Annotated in this window: 1 protein-coding gene; it reads right to left on the minus strand. The window is 71.7% G+C overall.

Features of this window, described 5'->3' with window-relative positions; all coding sequences use genetic code 11:
* Positions 1–139 precede the first annotated feature (139 nt).
* Positions 140–718, minus strand: a 579-nt coding sequence (locus A5673_RS01785; RefSeq protein WP_068226791.1) for a tetratricopeptide repeat protein, incomplete at its 5' end; no start/stop codon positions are given.

Consider the following 718-nt stretch of genomic DNA (forward strand, 5'->3'; position numbering starts at 1 on the left):
CTGCTCGGCAACGGCGGCAACGGCGGTAACGGCGGGATCGGCGCCGCGACGGGCTTCGGCGGCGCCGGCGGCGCCGGCGGCACGGGCGGTGTGCTCGGCCTGCCCGGCACCAACGGGGTACCGGGCCCGTAGGGCGAACTCAGTACAGCGCGTTTGCGAGGTTGCGCCGGCCGGCGACGACCTCGGGGTCGGCGGGATCGAAGAGCTCGAACAGCTCGATGAGTCGGGTGCGCACGCGGGTGCGCTCGTCGCCGGATGTGCTGCGCACCAAGGCGATCAGGCGCTCGAACGCCGCGCTCACGTCCTGGTTGAGGATTTGCACGTCGGCCGCGGCCAACGCGGCGTCGATATCGGCCGGCGCGGCGTCGGCTGCCGCGACCGCGTCCGGGCGTTGCGCCGTTGCGCGCGTGAGGAAGTCGATCTGCCGGATCGCGCCCTTGGCCTCCACGCTGGCGGGATTGGCATCCAGGATCGCCTGATACGACGCTTTGGCCGCATCGAAGTCGCCCTCCTCAAGCTGTTGGCGCGCCTGGGCCAGCTGCGGATCCACCGCCGCTTCTCCGGAACCGCTTGGGCCCCTGAGCTTTCCGGCCGTCGCGGACAACAGCGAGTCCACCCACCGGCGCAACTGGTCAGGCGGCTGAACGCCCTGGAAGCTGGACAGCGGCTGCCCGGCGGCAAGTGCCACGACGGTCGGCACCGCGTCGACACCGAATAT

This window comes from Mycobacterium sp. E3198, assembly GCF_001667015.1.
In the GTDB taxonomy this organism is placed as follows: Bacteria; Actinomycetota; Actinomycetes; order Mycobacteriales; family Mycobacteriaceae; genus Mycobacterium.